We start from the raw sequence: 16,416 nt of genomic DNA, 5'->3' as shown, positions 1-16,416 counted from the left end.
CATGTGACCCCTAGTTCGGCATTGTTTAAGATCCCACCGACTCTTTCGAGGTCATGATCGCCGGTTGAAACGCACAGCGGGTCATGGCCAATGCCGTGGGGCGCCCGGTCGAGATCCGGGCTTATGCCGATCGGGTCGAGCTGCGCCAGGACGGCAGGGTGGTCGGCGAGCATGCCCGCAGCTTCGGTCGCGACCAGACCGTTTATGACCCCCGGCACTATGTTCCGGTCCTGGCGCGCAAGCCTGGCGCCTGGCGCAATGGCGCGCCCTTTAAGGACTGGGTGCTGCCGGCCAGCATCGAGAAGATCCGACGTCGGCTAAGCTCGGCAACCGATGGTGGTCGGCAGATGGTCACCATCCTCACCGCGGTGCTTAGCGATGGCTTGCCAGCGGTCGAGGCTGCCTGTGCCGAGGCGCTGCGCGAAGGTGTTTGCTCAGCCGATATCGTGCTCAACATCCTGGCCCGGCATCGTGAACCACGCAGCCCGGTCACGGTCCTGAACACCCCGCAGGCCCTTCGGCTCCGCATCGAGCCGACGGCCGACTGTTCTCGCTACGACAGCCTGAGGAGGGCAATATGATGGAACGCTCCGAGATCCTGACCACCATGAGCGCGCTCAAACTCTATGGCATGAAGAACGCCTATGACGAGATCATCGCCACGGCCATCAAGCGCGAGCATCAGCCCATCCGCATCGTCTCGGATCTGCTCACCTCCGAGATTGCCGAGAAGCAGGCCCGATCGATCAAGTACCAGATGAGTATCGCCAAGCTGCCGCTCGCCAAGGATATCGAGGACTTCACCTTCGAGGGCACCGGCATCAACGAGACCCTGGTCCATGACCTGGCTGCCGGCAACTTCCTGACCGCCCAGCGTAACGTGGTGCTGGTTGGCGGCACCGGGACCGGCAAAACCCATCTGGCCGTTGCCATTGCCCGCGCCTGCATCCGCAATGGCGCGCGAGCGCGCTTCTTCAACGTTGTTGATCTGGTCAATCAGCTCGAAGCCGAGACCCGCGCTGGGAGGCAGGGACGATTGGCTGAGTATATGGGCCGCAAGGACGTCGTTGTGCTCGATGAACTGGGCTATCTGCCCTTCGCTCAATCCGGTGGCCAGTTGCTGTTCCACCTGATCAGCCGCCTCTACGAACAGACATCGGTCATCGTCACCACCAACCTGACCTTCGGGGAATGGCCGACCGTCTTCGGCGACGCCAAGATGACCACGGCGCTACTCGACCGGCTCACTCATCACTGCGATATCGTCGAAACCGGCAATGACAGCTGGCGCTTTAAAAACCGTATCTAGCCCACCATGCCCGCTGGTCCGGCACAGCGCCGCAATCCTGGCCAGCTCTGCCGCGCCGGACCAGCTCAAACCGATCTGAGGGGGTCCCTATTGCACGCCGATAGGGGGTCCTTATCCGGCGCCGATTGACAGTGGCATGAGCGAAATTCTGTCAATCAGCACGTCGGCGCTGCCCTACGACACCACGCACGGAACCGGCGCGACCTTGGCGAGGCGCTTCTGCTTGACCAGCAGTTCCAGTGCCCGGAAGCGGCGACCGCCGGCGGGCACCTCGAACATGCCGGTTTTCTTGTCCTCGGCATCCACGACCGGGCGGACATGCAGGGACTGGATCAGGCCGCGCCGGGCGATGGACTCGGCCAGCTCGTCGACCGAGATCCCGGCCTTGACGCGCCGGACGTTGGACTGGCTGAGCACCAGCTTGTTGAAGGGAATGTCGCGTGAGGACGACAGGGTGATCTTCTGAACGGCAGTGGCCATGTCAGTTACTCCATGACGGACGCCGGTGAGCCTCTCTCTCCGGCTATCAGCCCGTCACGAATCTCCCATCCCTCCTTTCACTCTTCGGGCCCCGCCTCGGCGCGAAGCCCGTCACATTGTATCGCACCGCATTAGCTTGCGCCCGCACTTCATGCCGCGTCAATCCCTCGAAATTGCACCACCTGACAGAAGCACATCACACGAGGAAGCCGCGAGCACGCGGCGCGCGGCACTGCCCAAAATCAACTTGGATACCGCGCTCTTTCCTTGAATGCCGAGCGCGATGAGGTCTGTTCTTCCGCTCCTCGCCAGCCGAACCAGCGCCGTGGCGGGATCGCCGCGAACGACCCGGGTTTTTCCTGCCAGAGCGAGATCTGCACGGATAGAGCACAATTCTACGTAGGCAGTCCTTGCTTTGGCTTGACGATATTGGTCGAGCTCGGCCTGAGAGGTTCCCACTTTCAGCATGGCCTGCTCGAACGTAAGCGGGATCTCGAGGAAGTGTATCAACTCAAGTTTCGCCGAGGGGGCTATTTGCGCGGCGCTCTGTGCTGCCGCAAACGACATTGGGGAAAAATCAATGGCCGCAATCACACGGCGGTATGGCTCGTCGGCCGCGCGCTTGACGACCACGATCGGACATACCCCGGCGCGGACGACCCGGTCGGCGGTCGAGCCGAATATTCTTTAGCGCAGATTCTGAGGCTTTCCTGGTCCGATGACAAGTAGATCAGCAGCGTGGTCGCGGATCAGACGCTCGATAAACTGGTCGGCTTTGCCGCATTCGACCTCGATTTCTGTCTGAACCGTCGCACTCTCGGCCATCTGCTTGAGTGATGCGATAGCCTCTGCCTCCAGCACGTTAGCGATTGCTTCCTCGTTGGCCGGGGCCGGAAAGTCGGGATCGGATTCCGGAAGGCTCTCGATCGCATGAGCCAGCACGAGTTTGGCCCCGTGGTCGACTGCAAGCCGGATCGCGCGGCGCGCTACCTGCTGCTCACCATTTTCGAGGGCGATCGCTGCAATGATTGTTTTGATCGTCACGCCGGATTTCCTGACATGAGGGGAGGAGCCAAGCGGTATGGGCTCCTCCCGCGGTTACTAGACTGGATAGCGTAGAACCGCGGCCAACTCACCCTTTCCTGGAATATCCTCGCGCCGCACACCCATGACACGGGTGCCGCTCGCCAGCGCACGTGCCGCGATCTCATCGACAACACCATAGGCCTTTGCGTCATCCTTCTCGACGAAGGTGACCGCGCCGCTTTCATCATCGACAAAGCCGGGAACGGTGGTGTCGATATCGATGAGCAGCGTGTCGATGCCACCAAAGGTTGCCGCCCGCGCGGCGTCCGCCATGTCGGTCGTCGCGCGGTTGTCCGCGGCACGGTTGTCGAACAGCGCATGGATGTCGGCAATTTCGGATGCATAAGCCTTATCGAGGATGGGTCGGGCCTTATTGGCAAGCTGCGCCTCACTGAACTGGTCAGGGCTGTCGGCGATCGTATCCTTCAAAAGATGCGGATAGGAGCAGGTCTGGGCGAAGAGCGACGCCAGCCTGCCGGTGGCGGCAAGAACCAGCGGGGTCTCGCGACCAGACAATACTTGGCGAAGTGCGGCGTCAACCTTGCGGACATATTGCTGAAGGCGGACGTTCTGTCCTTCGGAGCCATGAATGCGACCACTGAAGGTGCGGTCGTTCAAGGTCGACTTGCCGGCAGAGGACGCAGCATCCTTGGGCATATCGGGCACCTTCACCACCTGCGGCGCAAGATTGGCATGCATCTCGACAAGGCGGACGGCGTTTTCCGAAAGGGCGAGGATGAAGGCTGAATGTGGGAAGGTGACGGCGCGCAAAAGCGGCTTGAGATGGAAACGGTCGGAAACCTGCACCATCGAGGTCAGATCATTGGCCAGCCGATAGGCGCGGATCGAGTCCGCCGTCGCGAACACGGCTAGACTGTTTGCCTGAAAGCGCCAGAACTCATCGTCGTCGAGCAGGTCGCTCAAGCTGTCCATGAGGACCGCGAGACGCCGTTTGTCGAAGCCCACGTCCTGAAGCTGCGACTGGACCTCGCGCATGAGATTGCCGAACTCGATCCGGGATGCTGCCACCTCCTGCGTGACCGGCGTGGTCCTGACGTAGATCGAAACGCAGGCATCCGCGCGCGCCCTGGACAAAGTTGCGAATTCGCTTCGCGTGGGAATGTCTACATAAAGCATGAAGTCTCCTTATTGGTGTTGACGAATAAGCTGATCCGCAATTATGCACCGGCTGCCAGCGCTTGTGCCGCATGGAACCGGATCTCGCCATGATCTTCGATTGTTTGCTCGCACCATAGATGGTGTGCGCGCGGAAAGCACCTTCTCGCGACCAGCGGCCCGGAATTTCTGCTCAAGGCAGCGAAAGAATTGCTTTTGCGATCGAAAAATAGACCAGAACGCCGGTGGCGTCCGCGATTGAGGTCACCAATGGCGTGCTGGCAGTGGCCGGATCCATATTGAAGCGACTGAGGATAAACGGCAGCAGCATGCCGATCATGCTGCCGGCGATGACGATCACCACCATCGACAGCGCAATCACGATCGCAATGTCGGGGCCGCCACGAAAGACGCCAATAACGGCGATGGCCGCCGCCATGCTCAGCCCCAGCAGTATCGCTACCACCAGTTCGCGGCCCAGAACACGGCCCCAGTCGGAAATGCGAATATCGCCGGTCGCCAGCGCCCGCACCATCAAGGTTGCGGATTGCGAGCCAGCATTGCCGCCCGACGCGATCAAAATCGGGAGGAAAAACATCAATGCCAGATGGGCGGCGATCGTGTCTTCGAAATGGGCTATGCCTGCCCCTGAAAAGATGTTGCCGAAGACGAGCAGCATCAGCCAGGCGATGCGCGCCCGGTAGAGCATTGGCACGGTTGCGGTCGCAACGCTCGAATCCAGATTGGTGACGGTTCCCAACCGCTGGAAATCCTCGGTCGCCTCCGCTTCCATCACGTCCAGTGCATCGTCATGGGTGATGATGCCGACCAGCCGCTCTTGCGCGTCGATCACCGGCAGCGCAATCACGTCGTAGCGGGCGATTTTCCGGGCGGCGTCCTCGACGTCGGCATTGACTGGAATCGCACGGGTGTTGCGCTCCATCAGATCGGCGACCTTGACGTCGCCATGTGCGGTAATGAGATCCTGGAGCCTGACTGAGCCGAGCAGATGGCGCTCGGCGTCGACGACATAAGCGCGGTAGATGGTTTCCTTGTTGGGCGCTTCATGACGCAGCATTTCAATCGCCTGCTTCGCATTGAGCTGTGGCGACAGAGACGCGTAGTCCGACGTCATCAGCGCGCCGGCCGTGCCTTCCTCATAGGCGGCCAGTTGCCTGATGTCTTCGCGTTCGGCCTGCGCAAGAGCGGGCATCAGCGCCTCGCGCTGCTCGTCCGTCAGCTTCTTGTAGAGGTCGGCGCGGTCGTCAGCGTTCATCTCCATGAAGATGGCCGCCAGATCGGCGCGCGGCGTGATCGTGGCGAGCTGCGCCTGAAAATCGAGGGCGAGATAGCCGAATATCTCAGCCTGCCGCGGTTTGGCTGCTTCCCTCAGGATCGACCACGCACGCGCCGGTTCGGTTTCTTGCAATGCAGCGGCAATGTCGGCCGGATGCTCGTTGGCCAGGCTGACAGAACTTTCTCGAACGTCATCGTTAAAAGACAGGCTGACAAGCTCGTGTACTTTGTTCTCGGGCATAGGGCCTCCTTTTGTGCAGACAATATGAGAAGACCGCTCTGGTGAAGCTGATGACACAGCACAAGGCTGGATATTGTCATCATTCCCCTTTTGCCACCGTCCGCGAGTTTGTTTAACTTATCCCCTGCTGGCTCCGGTCGCTTGCGATGGATATCAGAAGCTGCTTGAGAGAATGGGAAACATGCTCCCCAGACAGGTGAAGCGAATCGATAGAGTCGGGCATATAGATATGTGCGAAAACGTATTTTAAGATTTATTATTTCTTAAGCAGCAGACAAATTAATTCAGCCTGTCTGCCAGTATTAGTCTTCTGGAATATGTTGCGCATATGGAATGCGACGGTAGCTCTGGATACACTAAGCTCAGCAGCGATCTGCGCCAGCGTCTTACTTTGTGTAAGCCTCAGAGTAATACGCATTTCCGCCGGGGTGAGGCCATAGTATCGCGCCAGAGTCCCCGGGTCGCAAGCAGCCTGCTGCAACTCGGCCCGCCGTGCCGACCTGATTCGCCCGATCTGACGCAGCCGCGCCTCGATGGTCGCCAGCAGAAGATCGTAATCGATCGGCTTGACCAGATAATCATCAGCGCCAAGTCGCTTGCCATCGACTATGTGCCTTGGATCGCCCAGCGCCGACAGGAACAGGAATGGAATTTCCGCATGTTCCTGTTCGTTTCGGCGCAGCGCCTCAAGCACACCATAGCCATCCAGCCCCGGCATGGAGATGTCGCACAGAACCAGATCGGGGCGCTGGTTTTCCAGTATCGCGAGCGCTTCTCTGCCATCGCCAGCTTCGATGACCTGATAGCCTGCCTCGATCAGCTCATCCCTGATGTCGCGGCGCAACTGCGCTTCGTCCTCAATGCAGAGGATTACGTATGGCCGTTCGCTCGTGGAAGCCGCCGAAATCATGCCGGCTCCTGTGCCACGCTCGCAGCCGCAACGACACCGGACCCGCAGGCGCTGCATGGCAGCATCATCGCCATGCGGACCGTTCCCGGCTCCGAAGCCTGCAAGCACACGTCGCCCCCCTGCAGACGCGCGAGCGCTTTCGCCATATAAAGGCCGACCCCGATGCCGGGACAGCCTTCGGTGTTGCTGCCGCGATAATAGCGGTCAAACAGCGCGTCGCGCTCGAGCGCTCCTCCCAATGATCCGGTATTCGTCACGATGCAGGCTATACGCGACTGTTCGACGGTAAAACCGATGCCGATCAATGTCTCTTTCGGAGAATATTTCACCGCATTGGACAAAAGGTTTGTCAGAATGTGCTCCGCATGCACCGGGTCGCAATAGGCAATCGGCGGCCCATCAACCGGCGGCGTGACCGTGATCCGTCGCCCGCCCAGATCCTCAGCCTGCCGTGTACAGATGTCCGCAACAAGAAGGCCAAGATCGCAAGCCTGGCTTCGAACCTCGATCTGGCCGGCGTCAAGCCGCGCCGCGTCGAGGGTGCTTTCCACCAGCCTGACCAGGCGCGCGATGGCACTGCGAGCTTGCGTGCCGCGCTCGAGTATTTCTGCCGGCGTGAGGTGATCGCGCCGCCGGATGAGCCGCTGAAGCGCTGAATCGACGAGCGCGAGCGGCGTGCGGAACTGGTGCGAGATCATCGTGCCGAAGTTGCGGTAGAGGTCCGCGGTCGCGCGCTCTCTGGTCAGCGCCGCGTCAAGCTCCTGCGTGCGTGCCTGCACCAACTGTTCCAGATGATCGCGATGATCGGCGATTTCACGCTGGACTGCCCGGCGTTCGGTGACGTCCGAGATCAGCAGGATCGTGCCCATGATGCGGCCACCATCGCGCAGTGAAAAACAGCGCAGGTCGACATAGAGCGGCTCGGACTGGTGATCTGGAAAGAACGGCTGGTCGAGCAGTGCGACAGCCCCGCCCCGCAGCGCCTCGCCGATGGCCTTCTCGATCCTGTCCACCTCGAAGAAGCCTGACAGATCGTCCAGCGCCACACCCGTCGCCCGACCGGCGCTCACATTGAACAGCCGTTCGGCGGCTTCGTTCCAGACCGTGCAACGACGCTCCATGTCGACAGCGATGATACCCTCGCCACTGGACCCGATGAGAAGTTCGGAGAACGCCTTTTCCTGGTTCAGCAGGCGGGTGCGCTGCCTGGCATCGCGGATGGCCAGAACAAAGTGGACGCAAAGAACAGTGCCCGCCAGCGATATGCCGATCATCGAGATGATGATCTGCCAAAGCTGCTTGCGCGTGGCGTCGAGCGTGGAGCCGAGATCGTCCCATTCGGCCACCATCGCCTTGTTGGCTGCTTCGGTGAGCGCGGCATTATAGGGAGACAACAGAGCCCTGATGCGCGGCATCGTCTGCGGACTGGCGCTCTTCAGCAAGGAGGCGAGTTCGGGCAGGCTTCCCCGCAATGCATCAAGAGAGGCAGACGCGCCAAGCAGCTCCATCCGCCGACGCTGCGGACCGTCGTCCAGCAGTGCAAGCCGGCTGAGAAAGACGTTCAGACGCAGCTCCATCCCGGCAGGGTCGACCTCTCCGGCCACGCTTCGGGCGACAGCCTCGCCCAGTTGAAGACTTGAAACATGTGCCCGCGAGATCACCCACAGCATGTTCTGCGTGGCCTCAAGGCGCATGTTTCGCTCAATATCGGAGAGGCGCATCAGCGAAAATGCCAGCAGCACCACAAAAATGATGATGGCCGAAACCGGCAGCGCCACGCCCAGCAGTGAACGCGCGCGCCTGTTCACCTGATCTCGATCCATCGCAATTGCCACACCCAGCGATAGTCGAAGCGGATATCCTGCAGTTCGGCATGCCGGTCGCGCGGATAGACGATCCAGAGTGGCCCCTTGTCGCTCGGCAACAGCGGCTCGCCATCCATTTCATAGGCAAGAAGGACGTCGAAACGGTCGAATTCCTCGATCGCGATTTCGATCGCATAATCGTTCAGGGCTCTCGCCGTCAGGGTTTTTCCCTGCGCGCCGACATGCGCCAGAAGATCCCGCATCAAGACCCCATCGAAACGACGCACGCCATCGGTGACGGCGGTCGTCGTCTCAAGCCGGGCCGCAGGCAGGGCGCGCAACATCTCGAGGTCGAAATGCGCCGCTCCGTCGGCATCGGCGCTGGAAAGAGCGCCGTACACCGAAAGAACGGGTGCAGCGGGCGGAGGCGGCGGCTGTGACTGCCCAAAACACTCGGCAATCATCACACTGTAAAGCGAGATGAGTGCCAGACTAGAAAAAGTAAAATTCCGCAAATCGACGCCCAGCCCCCAATCTTCAAATAAAGACAGCGTGCTGCTGCCTCTCCGATCTTCTTCCTGCCGCAGAACCCTGAAGGCCGATTATACTCACGCTTTCCACCATGTCCCTATCCAAATGGACGGGGCATGCCTGCTTTGCCCCTGCTAGGCTTGATGCAGCGATTTGGGAGGCAGGGGAAACCATGTGGGATTTCAGCGTCGGCAATGCGCTGGCAATGATGGCACGGACCATGCCGTTCATCGTGCTGCGGATGGCGGTCTATTTCGGCATTGCGGTTGGCTATGTTCTGGTAACGGGAACCGGCGCAGGCATTGGCTATGGCGTCGGCGGCTTCGGTGACGAAGGCTTTCAGGCAAATGCGACGCTGTGGGGCGGCGCGATGGGCTTCGGCATGTTCGGGATCGCGATGTACTGGGCGCGCGAATATATCCTCTACATCGTCAAGGCAGGTCATATCGCGGTGCTGGTCGAACTGATCGACGGCAAGCCGATGCCGGACGGCAAATCACAGGTCAGCCATGCCACCGCCGTGGTCAAGCAGCGCTTTGCCGAGGCCAGCGTCCTGTTTGCCATCGACCAGCTGGTCAAAGGCGTGATCGGCGCGATCACCGGACTGGTGCGCGGCATCCTGACCATTCTGCCGATACCGGGCGCAAGGCAGATTTCCGGCATCTTGCATGCCTTCCTGCGGGTTGCCGTCGGCTTTATCGACGAAGTCATCCTGGCCTATGCAATCCGCACCGGCTCGACCAACGCCTGGGGATCGGCACGGGAAGCGCTGGTGCTTTACGGGCAGAACTACAAGGTCATGCTCAAGAATGCCGCGTGGCTGGCGATCATCGTCTATTTCATGAGCTTTCTGGTGTTTCTGGTCATGCTCGCGCCAGCTGCGCTCGTCGTCTACGTGATGCCCGGCGCATGGGCGGCCGGTGGCTTCGTGTTTGCGCTGCTGTTTGCCTGGAGCGTCAAGGCGGCATTGCTGGAGCCATTCGCCATCGCCTGCCTGATGCAGGTGTTCTTCAAGACCATCGAAAATCAGCAGCCCGATCCTGAATGGGATGCGCGGCTGGAACAGATGTCAGGCAAATTCCGCAAGCTGAAGGCGCGCGCCATGGGGGCGTCGGCTGGATCCGGCATCCACGGCAATGGCGATGTGCGGCCAGCATGAAACAATCTACGGAACGAAACATCATGATGAAAGCTCTGAAGACAGCACTGGTCGCGGCCATCGCCATCACCACGCCCCTGTCGGTCGCCGCAGCGGCGGAAGACGTGGTCATCGTTTATGACGCCTCCGGCTCGATGTGGGGCCAGATCGACGGCACCAGCAAGATCGAGATCGCGCGCGACGTGATGGCCGATCTCGTGACCGGCTGGTCCGACGACACCAATCTCGGCCTCGTCGCCTACGGGCATGGCTCGGAAGGCGACTGCCGCGACATCGAGACCTTGATCGAGCCGGGGCCGCTCGACCGGGCAAGCTTCATCAGCACGGTGAACCGCATCCGCCCGAAAGGAAAGACGCCAATTTCCGCCGCCGTTCAGCACGCCGCGGAACTCCTGTCCTATCGCGACAACCCCGCCACTGTGGTGCTCATTTCCGATGGCCTGGAAACCTGTCAGGCCGACCCTTGCGCGCTGGCAGAGCAGCTGGCCAGCCAGGGCGTGAAGTTCACGACCCACGTCGTCGGCTTCGACCTTGAGGATCAGGCCCATGAAAGCCTTGCCTGTATTGCCGAAAACACCGGCGGCGTCTTCGTTCCGGCCCAGAATGCCGATGAGCTGAAGACCGCACTGGCTCATGTCCAGTCGGTGATGGACTTGCAGCCAATGACACCGCCAGAGGCCGAAGTGGCGCCTGAGCCGGAGCCGGAGCCGGAGCCAGAAGCGGAAATAGCGATCCAGGCGCCGGAACAGGTGACGACCGGATCAAGCTTCAAGGTAACCTGGTCGGCTTCGATCCATCCGGAAGACTATGTCACCATCGTTCCGGTCGGAGCCGAGGAAGGAAAATACACCAACTATCAGCGCGTGCGTGATGTCACCGAAAACAGGTTGATCGCGCCCGCCCAGCCCGGTCTGTACGAGGTACGTTACGTCACACGGAAAGATGGCCATACCCTTGGAGCAACTCCCGTCGAGGTCGTCGAGGCCGAAATCGGTATCACTGCGCCGCAACAGGTGACCATAGGCGCAAGCTTCAAGGTGACATGGTCGACGTCGATCCATCCAGAAGATTATGTCACCATCGTTCCCACCGGAACCGAGGAAGGAAGATACACCAACTATCAGCGCGTGCGCGATGTCACCGAAAACCGATTGATCGCGCCGGCAGAGCCGGGTCTTTACGAAGTACGCTACGTGCTGCGCGAAGGGGGCCGCACCATGGCGTCGACCCCTGTGGAGGTCGTTGAGGCCGAGATCGGGGTCGCCGCGCCGAAAGAGGTGACCACCGGCGCAAGCTTCAAGGTGACCTGGTCGGCGTCGATCCATCCGGAAGACTATGTCACCATCGTTCCCGCGGGAGCCGAGGAAGGAAAATACACCAACTATCAGCGCGTGCGCGATGTAACCGAAAGCCGATTGATCGGGCCAGCAGAGCCGGGTCTTTACGAAGTACGCTATGTGCTGCGCGAAGGGGGCCGCACCATGGCGTCCGCCCCTGTGGAAGTCGTTGAAGCCGAAGTGACGGTGAGCGGCCCCGATGTCGCGCGGGCCGGAACCAAGATTCAGGTGATCTGGTCGATCTCGATCCACCCCGAGGACTATATCACCATTGTTCCCGCCGGGACCGCCGAGGGCAAATATGCCGACTATGTCCGGGTTCGGGACGCCCGTGCCGTCGAGATGAAGGCGCCGGCCGAAACAGGGCTTTACGAAATCCGCTATGTGTTGCGCGAAGGCGCCCGCACTCTTGCCAGCCACCAGCTGGAAGTGGTGGCGCAAGACGCGCCGTTGGATGACGGGGCTGGACTGGCGGCACCGGCAGAAGCCGGGGCCGGCGAGACAATCACCGTGTCGTGGCGCGCGGAAGCCGGGAGCGCTGACCAGCGCGTCGCCCTTGCCCGCACCGATCAGGCCGATTTCAGCTGGATTGCCGCGCACAAGGTCGGGGCGGAAAAGTCGCTGGAACTGCAAATGGCGGCACAGGCCGGAACCTATGAAATCCGGTTTCTTGACGTCAGCGGCCGCAAGGTTCTGGGCCGTGCGATCGTAGAGGTGAAATGACCATGACACACACATTCAAGGCTGCATTGCTTGTCATGGCGCTCGGCCTGGCCGCGTCTGCCGCCCATGCCGAAATCGATGGCCACGGCCCGGATGCCTGGCAGGTCACGGGCGTCTCCGGCAACGATGTTCTCAATGCCCGGATGGGCCCCGGCACCAACTATCCGGTGATCGAGACATTCGCCCACAATGAACGCAACATGCAGCAGATCACCTGTGTTCCGTTCTACACCGCGGCCCACTACATGGAGATGACGCAGGCGCAGATCAGCGCGCTGCCGCCCCGCTGGTGTCTGATGCGCAACAAGGCGATGAGCAAGGCGGGCTGGGTGGCGCAACGCTATATCACCCCCGATGGCAGCGAGCCCCCAGCCGCAGCGACAAAGTCCCGCCCGGCACAGCCAGCGCCCGAACCCTATGCAGCAGCCCCCGGCATCGATCCGGTTGCTCAGGCGCAGGACCTGGTGCGTGAGCTCTACGAACGCCAGTTCCAGTCGGAAAACAGCATTCTGCCGAGCGCATTCGATCCTGCCGTATCCAGAAACTACTTCACCGACGACATCGTCGCCTGGCTGTCTTCCGGCAATGTCGGTGCGCACCCTCTGTATGGCGCGCAGGACTTCGACGGCGCCATCGAAGACCCCATGCCCGACCCCGACCAGCCGATGCTGCGCGGCATGATCACCATCAATGTCGACTTCACCAATTTCGGCAAGGACCAGCGCGCGGTCTTCTACCTGCGCGCCGACACCACCAAACCCGGCGCGCCATTGCGGATTTTTCGCGTTGAGCACGACGGCTGGTCATATCCATAGATCGTGGAGAGCGAAATGTTCACGCAAAAATCTAGAGCGCAGCGGCGGCACACGCGCTGTGCTCTTCTGGTCGTTTCGTGCGCCAGCCTGATGCTTGCAGGGTGCAGTGCAGAGGCGGAAGCGCCGAAAGCAAAGAACCTTCCCGCTGCCGGGTCGGGTGCTCTGGAGATCGTGCCCCACTGCGTGGTGTAACTGAGGCTTGGCCTCCACGCATATCCGGCTTGGCCGGGCTGGTCAGCGTGCGGGAACTGCCGGCAAGCTGACGAGGGGATCATCGCTCAACGGGGCGACGGATTCCAGCGTCATATATCTCGCCCGCTGAACCGCCCATTCATCGTTCTGTTCGAGCAGGATAGCGCCGACGAGGCGGATGATTGCGTCCTCGTTGGGGAAGATGCCCACGACCTCGGTCCGGCGCTTCACCTCGCCATTCACCCGTTCAATCGGGTTGTTGCTGTGCAACTTGGCCCGATGCTCCTTGGGGAAGCTCATGTAGGCGAGGACGTCGTGCTCGGCCTCATCCATGATGGTGGCAAGCTTGGGCACGCGAGGGCGGATTTGGTCGGCAACGGCGCGCCACTGGGTGCTGGCCGCCTCCGGCGTCTCCTGGGCGAAGGCCGTGGCGATAAAGGCACTGGCCACGCGGCGACCGCTCTTGCCGGCATGGGCGAGGACGTTACGCATGAAGTGAACGCGGCAGCGCTGCCATGTGGCGCAAAGCACCTTGGTGACGGCGGCCTTGATGCCCTCATGGGCATCGGAGATCACCAGCTTCACGCCTCGCAGGCCGCGGCGGGTCAGCTTGCGCAGAAACTCGGTCCAGATCGCCTCGGCTTCCGAGGTGCCGATCTCCATGCCCAACACCTCGCGCCGGCCATCGGCATTGACGCCCACGGCCATGATGGCGGCCACCGAGACGATGCGGCCGCCCCGGCGCACTTTGAGGTAGGTGGCGTCGATCCACAGGTAGGGCCAGTCGCCCTCGATCGGCCGCTCAAGGAAAGCCTTCACCCGACCATCGATCTCCTCGCACAGGCGGCTGACCTGGCTCTTTGAGATGCCGCTCATGCCCATGGCTTTGACCAGGTCGTCCACCGACCGGGTCGAGATGCCTTGGATATACGCCTCCTGGATCACCGCCGTCAGCGCCTTCTCGGCCAGCCGCCGAGGTTCCAGAAAGCCAGGGAAGTAGCTGCCCTTGCGAAGCTTGGGGATGCGCAGCTCGACCGTGCCGGCCCGGGTCTCCCAGTCCCGCTCGCGGTAGCCATTGCGCTGGACCCGCCGCTCGGCGCTCTTTTCGCCATAGCCGGCGCCAGTGGCGGCACCCACTTCCATTTCCATCAGCCGTTCGGCAGCAAAGCCAATCATCTCGCGCAGAATATCGGCGTCGGGGGCCTTCTCTACCAGCGAGCGCAGGTTCATCATCGAGTCGGTCATCGGTGGTCCTTCAGGTACAGGGTTGGCGTAAGCAACCAGACCTTACCGGAAATCCGTCGATGACCACCCAGCCGCTCGCTCGCTACGGCGCTCCTAATGGCGCGCTCGCGAGCGGCTTGACCACCTCAGTTACACCACGTCCCGGGACACGACCGCTCTGGAAACCGCCGCCGGTCGCTACGAGTTCACCCCGTCCACATGCGCATTCTACGAGCAGGACGGAGTTTACGACATCGAGATCCGCGGCCCTGGAACAGCACCCGACGGCGAAAAGTTCTTCTTCGAACTGTCGTCAACGGCAAATGCGCTGACAATTGGCCTTGGTGTCGATCGTCCCTACGCCAGCCCTGAGCGGACGATTCAGGCGGGTCGTGTCGTTTCGCAGGAATTCGAGATTGAGGTCGCCGGCGAAAAGCTGACGGTCAACGATCTGGTGCTGGTCAACCAGGATGGCGCACCCGTCGGGAATGGCGCTACCCTAGGTATTGATTGCAGCGGGCGGTAGAGCGAATTTTTGCCTCACGATGCTCTTAGTTGAAATGCCGTGGCTTATCCTGGTTCCGCCTTTCGCGCTGCAGAACTGCCAGTCTGTCTGCATCGCTACAATGGACAAAGACCGCACGGCCCGGCAGCCTAAAGTTCAAAACCCCGCCAGTAGCCTCGGTAAAGCAGAGGAAACCTGTTGAGGCTGTATACCTAGCGAGAAGGTTTTGGGCCGGTGTCCTTGCTCCAGCTAGGCGATAATCTTGTTGGTGACGTCGTCGTAGGGGCTGCTTCGCGCGCCACCCTCCGCGGGGCTGCGATTGTGTCTGTCCATCGGGATGATCTCCGCGATGGACGCCGGGGCCTGTCATGCATCATCTTGAGTTGCGCAACAGGACAGACCTTGATGACTTCGTCCTCCGGCGGCGCGTCCAGAAGGTAAATGTTTCCGATAAAGTGCTTAAACATCCGGCCGCCGCGTCCGATGATATTTTTGTACGAGAAGTCCTTGAGCTTCTGCCGGCCCAATTTGCTGCGCCAGATGATCACATTCTGGGCCGACGTGTTCACCCCCTCGATGATGGACGACGTCGAAACGATATTGTCTAGCCCTCGTTCATGCTCGAAGAGCCTGACTTGGATTTGGCTCAGGCACCGATGCATACTGCCATTATGTACGCCCGTTCCGCGCTCAATGAGATCGGCCAAGACCCAGTCAGACTGGTAGTTTTGCCTGAGCCACTTCGCAAAGTGGTTGGTGTGGGGGCGATCTACGACATCCAATTGTCCCGTTACGATATCTGCGACGCGAGCGATTCCGCGTAGATCAGGGACCTTGCAGTTCGCGGCTTGATAATTTTGACGAGTGCCTCTGCCTTGAGATCGTTGTCGCCATCAATCTCGTGATAGAGCTCATGCTTCTCCAGGAAGACCGTATTGAAATCCAGGAGCTCAAGAAACTCCATGTCGTCAGTGAAGACATTGCTCGCGAGCTTCTTGATGTTTGGCGCCAGATAGTACCGCTGCTTCGCTTTCTTGGAGAGCTTAATGATCGCTTTTATGAGCGACGGGGATCTCTCCTTATCGTGGACCTTACTGGCTTTATAAAATTCATCGACAACCAGCAGATCAATGCTCTCGATCTTGCTGAGGTACCCGAAGACGCGCTCCTGGGGGAATATGAAAATGTTCTGCCTGCCCAGATCCGTATCCGGAGCCGTGATAATCGTGAATTCCCGAGAGAACTTCTTGAAAATACGACGCCGTGTTTCGTCCATAAGGGCGATGGTGGGGACGATTATCACCACGGTGTCGGGTCGGTTCAGTGCGATGAAGGCATCGATGATGAAGCTTTTTCCGAAGCTCGTTGGGGCACTGACTGCAAGGTTTGAACCTCTTAACAATTTGCCGAGCACCAGAGATTGCTCGCGATGGAGCGTCGCGCGGCCATTCCCGACGTCCACTTCAAACGCAGCGTGAACGTATCTCTGCTCCCAGGAAACATTGTCCAGCTGCATATAGGGAAAGAGGCCAGTCCCTCGGATCATCTGGTTCAGGACTTCTGGATACGGCTGCCGACCAGGCTCCAGTTCGCTTAGCAGCTTTATCAAGATGTTTGGTGCGCCGACCTCGTCCCGGTTGTTCAGGCGGTCATTTATCTCGTGGCAGGTGTCGAAAACGTCCATCGC

General features: G+C 60.5%; 14 protein-coding genes and 2 pseudogenes. 6 read left to right on the top strand and 10 right to left on the bottom strand.

What is annotated here, in order from left to right:
- Window positions 1-86: 86 nt before the first annotated feature.
- Window positions 87-581: pseudogene (locus tag NYQ88_RS20395) on the top strand (IS21 family transposase); the annotation flags it as partial.
- Window positions 581-1,309 carry an IS21-like element helper ATPase IstB gene (gene istB / locus NYQ88_RS20390; protein WP_275654968.1) on the top strand — a complete coding sequence of 243 codons (729 nt, stop codon included), beginning with the start codon at window positions 581-583 and terminating at the stop codon, window positions 1,307-1,309. The pseudogene NYQ88_RS20395 and the gene istB, both read left to right, overlap by 1 nt.
- A 177-nt stretch (window positions 1,310-1,486) precedes the next feature.
- Here istB and NYQ88_RS20385 read toward each other — a convergent pair.
- The 8 genes and pseudogenes from NYQ88_RS20385 to NYQ88_RS20350 form a co-directional block, all read right to left on the bottom strand.
- Window positions 1,487-1,789: pseudogene (locus tag NYQ88_RS20385) on the bottom strand (ParB/Srx family N-terminal domain-containing protein); the annotation flags it as partial.
- A gap of 159 nt (window positions 1,790-1,948) precedes the next feature.
- Window positions 1,949-2,422 carry a universal stress protein gene (locus tag NYQ88_RS20380; RefSeq protein WP_275652886.1) on the bottom strand — a complete coding sequence of 158 codons (474 nt, stop codon included), beginning with the start codon at window positions 2,420-2,422 and terminating at the stop codon, window positions 1,949-1,951.
- Window positions 2,423-2,476: 54 nt separating this feature from the next.
- Window positions 2,477-2,833 (bottom strand): universal stress protein, encoded by a 357-nt coding sequence (locus NYQ88_RS20375; protein ID WP_275652885.1) that lies wholly within the window; start codon window positions 2,831-2,833, stop codon window positions 2,477-2,479.
- 57 nt (window positions 2,834-2,890) lie between these two features.
- On the bottom strand, window positions 2,891-4,012 hold the full coding sequence (locus NYQ88_RS20370) for a hypothetical protein (RefSeq protein ID WP_275652884.1): 1,122 nt from the start codon (window positions 4,010-4,012) through the stop codon (window positions 2,891-2,893).
- A 172-nt stretch (window positions 4,013-4,184) separates the two neighbouring features.
- Window positions 4,185-5,528: a magnesium transporter gene (gene mgtE / locus NYQ88_RS20365; protein ID WP_275652883.1), complete on the bottom strand. Its 1,344-nt coding sequence runs from the start codon at window positions 5,526-5,528 to the stop codon at window positions 4,185-4,187.
- 256 nt (window positions 5,529-5,784) lie between these two features.
- Window positions 5,785-6,438 carry a response regulator gene (locus tag NYQ88_RS20360; RefSeq protein ID WP_275652882.1) on the bottom strand — a complete coding sequence of 218 codons (654 nt, stop codon included), beginning with the start codon at window positions 6,436-6,438 and terminating at the stop codon, window positions 5,785-5,787.
- Window positions 6,435-8,261 carry a PAS domain-containing sensor histidine kinase gene (locus NYQ88_RS20355; protein ID WP_275652881.1) on the bottom strand — a complete coding sequence of 609 codons (1,827 nt, stop codon included), beginning with the start codon at window positions 8,259-8,261 and terminating at the stop codon, window positions 6,435-6,437. The genes NYQ88_RS20360 and NYQ88_RS20355 overlap by 4 nt, the downstream gene beginning before the upstream one ends.
- Window positions 8,243-8,644 carry a molybdopterin-dependent oxidoreductase gene (locus NYQ88_RS20350; protein WP_275652880.1) on the bottom strand — a complete coding sequence of 134 codons (402 nt, stop codon included), beginning with the start codon at window positions 8,642-8,644 and terminating at the stop codon, window positions 8,243-8,245. Before NYQ88_RS20350 ends, NYQ88_RS20355 begins: the two co-directional genes overlap by 19 nt.
- Before the next feature lie 302 nt (window positions 8,645-8,946).
- Between NYQ88_RS20350 and NYQ88_RS20345 the strand changes: the two genes are divergently transcribed.
- Genes NYQ88_RS20345 through NYQ88_RS20335 form a run of 3 tightly spaced genes read left to right on the top strand, consistent with a single transcriptional unit; the run spans window position 8,947 to window position 12,808 of the window.
- Window positions 8,947-9,933 carry a hypothetical protein gene (locus NYQ88_RS20345; RefSeq protein ID WP_275652879.1) on the top strand — a complete coding sequence of 329 codons (987 nt, stop codon included), beginning with the start codon at window positions 8,947-8,949 and terminating at the stop codon, window positions 9,931-9,933.
- Between the two features lie 23 nt (window positions 9,934-9,956).
- Window positions 9,957-11,993 carry a VWA domain-containing protein gene (locus NYQ88_RS20340; RefSeq protein ID WP_275652878.1) on the top strand — a complete coding sequence of 679 codons (2,037 nt, stop codon included), beginning with the start codon at window positions 9,957-9,959 and terminating at the stop codon, window positions 11,991-11,993.
- Window positions 11,994-11,995: 2 nt separating this feature from the next.
- The gene (locus NYQ88_RS20335; RefSeq protein ID WP_275652877.1) at window positions 11,996-12,808 is read left to right on the top strand and encodes a hypothetical protein; all 813 of its coding nucleotides are present in this window, start codon (window positions 11,996-11,998) and stop codon (window positions 12,806-12,808) included.
- Window positions 12,809-13,042: 234 nt separating this feature from the next.
- Here NYQ88_RS20335 and NYQ88_RS20330 read toward each other — a convergent pair whose 3' ends face one another.
- Window positions 13,043-14,245: an IS256 family transposase gene (locus NYQ88_RS20330; RefSeq protein ID WP_024849733.1), complete on the bottom strand. Its 1,203-nt coding sequence runs from the start codon at window positions 14,243-14,245 to the stop codon at window positions 13,043-13,045.
- A gap of 852 nt (window positions 14,246-15,097) precedes the next feature.
- On the opposite strand from NYQ88_RS20330, the gene NYQ88_RS20325 reads away from it, so the two are divergent.
- Window positions 15,098-15,337 (top strand): hypothetical protein, encoded by a 240-nt coding sequence (locus NYQ88_RS20325; protein ID WP_275652876.1) that lies wholly within the window; start codon window positions 15,098-15,100, stop codon window positions 15,335-15,337.
- Window positions 15,338-15,519: 182 nt separating this feature from the next.
- On the opposite strand, the gene NYQ88_RS20320 is transcribed toward NYQ88_RS20325, so the two are convergent.
- Complete coding sequence (locus tag NYQ88_RS20320; protein ID WP_275652875.1) at window positions 15,520-16,413, bottom strand: DEAD/DEAH box helicase; 894 nt, start codon at window positions 16,411-16,413, stop codon at window positions 15,520-15,522.
- Between the last annotated feature and the right edge of the window lie 3 nt (window positions 16,414-16,416).

The sequence above is a fragment of the Devosia sp. SD17-2 genome, assembly GCF_029201565.1.
GTDB lineage: Bacteria > Pseudomonadota > Alphaproteobacteria > Rhizobiales > Devosiaceae > Devosia.
Note: the sequence above shows the minus strand (reverse complement) of the source record. Positions and strands in the feature narration are given on the sequence as shown.

Coding starts and splice junctions, on each gene's coding strand:
- NYQ88_RS20325 (WP_275652876.1), top strand. CDS start 15,098: ATGCATCATCTTGAGTTGCGCAACAGGACAGACCTTGATGACTTCGTC.
- NYQ88_RS20320 (WP_275652875.1), bottom strand. CDS start 16,413: ATGGACGTTTTCGACACCTGCCACGAGATAAATGACCGCCTGAACAAC.
- NYQ88_RS20335 (WP_275652877.1), top strand. CDS start 11,996: ATGACACACACATTCAAGGCTGCATTGCTTGTCATGGCGCTCGGCCTG.
- NYQ88_RS20360 (WP_275652882.1), bottom strand. CDS start 6,438: ATGATTTCGGCGGCTTCCACGAGCGAACGGCCATACGTAATCCTCTGC.
- istB (WP_275654968.1), top strand. CDS start 581: ATGGAACGCTCCGAGATCCTGACCACCATGAGCGCGCTCAAACTCTAT.
- NYQ88_RS20330 (WP_024849733.1), bottom strand. CDS start 14,245: ATGACCGACTCGATGATGAACCTGCGCTCGCTGGTAGAGAAGGCCCCC.
- NYQ88_RS20370 (WP_275652884.1), bottom strand. CDS start 4,012: ATGCTTTATGTAGACATTCCCACGCGAAGCGAATTCGCAACTTTGTCC.
- NYQ88_RS20340 (WP_275652878.1), top strand. CDS start 9,957: ATGATGAAAGCTCTGAAGACAGCACTGGTCGCGGCCATCGCCATCACC.
- NYQ88_RS20345 (WP_275652879.1), top strand. CDS start 8,947: ATGTGGGATTTCAGCGTCGGCAATGCGCTGGCAATGATGGCACGGACC.
- NYQ88_RS20355 (WP_275652881.1), bottom strand. CDS start 8,261: ATGGATCGAGATCAGGTGAACAGGCGCGCGCGTTCACTGCTGGGCGTG.
- mgtE (WP_275652883.1), bottom strand. CDS start 5,528: ATGCCCGAGAACAAAGTACACGAGCTTGTCAGCCTGTCTTTTAACGAT.